The sequence below is a fragment of the Kitasatospora sp. NPDC101155 genome, assembly GCF_044768305.1.
Lineage (GTDB): Bacteria > Actinomycetota > Actinomycetes > Streptomycetales > Streptomycetaceae > Kitasatospora.
On the sequence record NZ_JBIWPN010000082.1, the window covers coordinates 19,190 to 21,780 of the forward strand.

Sequence of the window (2,591 nt, forward strand, 5' to 3'; positions counted from 1 at the left end):
GGAACGGTCCAGGTCACGGTCACCACACCGGCGGGCACCAGCAACGGTGTGCCCTTCACCTACACGGTCCTGCCGGTGATCACCAGCCTGACCCCGAACCAGGGGTCAACCAGCGGCGGGAACACCGTCACCATCTCCGGCACCGGCCTTTCGGGTGCGACCTCGGTGCTGTTCGGTACCCACGCCGCGACGATCATCGCCAACACCGCCGCCCAGATCACCGTCACCGCACCCGCGGGAGCGGCGCAGTCGGTCAACGTCACGGTCACCACCTCGGCGGGCACCAGCAACCCGCTGCCCTACTTCTACGTCGCGGCCCCCGCCGTCACCGGCCTGATTCCGACCATGGGACCGAGTGGTGGCGGGAACACCGTCACCATCTTCGGCTCCGGCCTGGCTCTCACCAGCGCCGTGCACTTCGGGTCCGCCGCGGCCACCAACATCACCGTGATCTCCGACAGTCAGGTCACCGCGACTGCCCCGCCCGGCACGGGGACCGTCCTGGTCACGACCACCACACCAGGCGGCACCAGCACCATCGGGCTGGGCAACGCCTACTACACCTATGTCGCGCTGCCCGTCATCAGCTCCCTCAGCCCCGCCCAGGGTTCGGTGTCCGGCGGCGACGACGTCCTGATCAGGGGAAGCAACCTCACCTACACCGACGCCGTGTTCTTCGGCACCGCCCCGGCGTCCTTCGCCGCGGTCTCCGACACCATGGTCGTCACCACCTCACCGCCCGGTGCCGTCGGCCCGGTCACCGTCACCGTCCACTCCCCGGGCGGCACCAGCAACGGCGCCACCTTCCAGTACCAGCCGTAGCGCATCCCGAACGCCAGCGTCCACATCAAAGGAGGCGTCGTGCACATTGATGAGCGGTGGGACGAGAGGATCAGCTGCGGGTCCTCCGGTGACGGGCACGGTGGTCGCCTGGGGTGAAGTCGATGTCGGGGCGGTGCATCCACGGCGCCGGCGGGTCTTCTGACTGGGGGAAGAGGAGGTGATGTTCCAGGGGCCTCGCCGGACGCCGGGTGGACCGGGGCACCTGGTGGACCAGCACCGACGTCAACGGCGCGTACATCGTGATGGCCCCCTCGGTCGAGGTCCTCGAAGTACTGGACGAGCAGCCGCCCACCAGCTGGTGAACCGGCGGTCGTCGGAAAGCGGCCCCGGCGTCCCGGGAGCGCTTTGCGGCGAGGTGTTCTTTGCGGGCCGGGGGTGGCGGGGACAACCAGCGGGCCGCTGGTTGTCCCCGTCGCGACCGGAGTCGGCTCCCGTCGTTCGATCCGGGCCGGTGGGGGACTCGGCGGCGGTTGCCGCGCCGGTACGGCGTTCCGAGGGCTGTCCGCGTCCCGCTCCCCGCGTGGCCTGCTCCGTCACGCGGAGGGCGCCGGGCCCGCCGCTGAGATCAGGACGTCTTCCGCGGCGTTTTCCGCCGTCGGGTGCGCCGTGGTCTTCCGCAGGGTGAGGACGGTGAACGCCGCCACGGCGGTGAGGGTCCGGGCGTCGTTGTACAGCTCCCAGCGGTGCAGGATGCCTGCGTGGTCGGGTGGCGGCGCGGTGGCGGCCCACTGCTTGATGCGGCCGTTGATCGGGACGTTTCCGAAGCGGTGATCAGGAAGGAGGTGACGGTCAGGCACCCCGCCACGGCGGCGAGGGCCCGGGGCCTGCCTCGTGTGAAGGCGGCCAGGGCGAGGCAGCCGAGGGCGGAGACCGCCATGGCTGCCTGCATGGTGATCCCGTTCATCTTCATCAGCTCGGCGTGGAAGGCGAGTCTCATGTCGAGCGGCACGGCGTCGAAGGTCGGAACAAGGTTCGCGGCGCCGTAGCCGAAGGCACCGGCGAGCAGGCCGGTGGAAAGCAGGGACACTCCCTGGAGGAGTCGGATGCGCATGAGGGGCCTTCCTGTGAGGGGCGCCGTTGCGGCGTTCAGACGACGGTGAAGCGACTGCCCGCCCCGCCTCGCCCCGCAGCCGCCCGGGGGGAGCCTGCGGGACTCGGCTCCTGTCCCGGGCGGGCCGCAGGCCGTCGGCCGGATCGGCCGGCTCCTCCTCCAGGGGCAAGCAAGCTGGTGACCTCGGCGATCGCCTCCGCCGAGGGGTGAAAGTAGCGCCGTACGTTCTCCCGCTTCTTGTGCCCGCGACTTGGCCATCAGCGTCGACAGGCTGGCTCCGGCCTCGCCGAGATGGGTGCGCCCGGAGTGGTGCCATCCATGCAGGTCCCAGTCCTCACCCTGCACGCCGCCGAGTCGGCGGGCCTGCCGGTCGGGCCCAGAAAGCGCAGCCGCGGCGGCCACAGCCTGCGAACCCACCGGCATCAGCTCACGACACGGCAACCTGGCCATCAGGTTCCGTCTGCGTGAAGCGCGAGAATCCACTAACCCATCGGCTTCGCAAGATGATCGTCTCGCAGGCGTCGGCGAGCACGGAGGCCACCTCGGCCCAGTGGTCACCGGGGTCGTCGACTTTTCTGAGCGTCTGAGTGTCGGCGACGGCGCTGACCTGACCTCCTAATGCTGTTGTCAAGCCATCGCTGTGACGGACGGTTCTTCTTCGTAGCACCGTCCGTCACGGATGAGGGCCCACAGGACA

2 protein-coding genes and 1 pseudogene are annotated in these 2,591 nt (G+C 69.9%); 1 reads left to right on the forward strand and 2 read right to left on the reverse strand.

What is annotated here, in order from left to right; translation table 11 throughout:
* Positions 1-822: IPT/TIG domain-containing protein (locus ACIRYZ_RS44060; protein ID WP_402954557.1), on the forward strand; the 822-nt coding region annotated here is incomplete at its 5' end.
* 554 nt (positions 823-1,376) lie between these two features.
* On the opposite strand, the gene ACIRYZ_RS44065 is transcribed toward ACIRYZ_RS44060, so the two are convergent.
* A complete protein-coding gene (locus ACIRYZ_RS44065) occupies positions 1,377-1,640 on the reverse strand; it encodes a hypothetical protein (RefSeq protein WP_402954560.1) in 264 nt (87 codons plus the stop codon).
* A 412-nt stretch (positions 1,641-2,052) separates the two neighbouring features.
* A pseudogene (locus ACIRYZ_RS44070) lies at positions 2,053-2,233 on the reverse strand (site-specific integrase); the annotation flags it as partial.
* Positions 2,234-2,591: the final 358 nt, after the last annotated feature.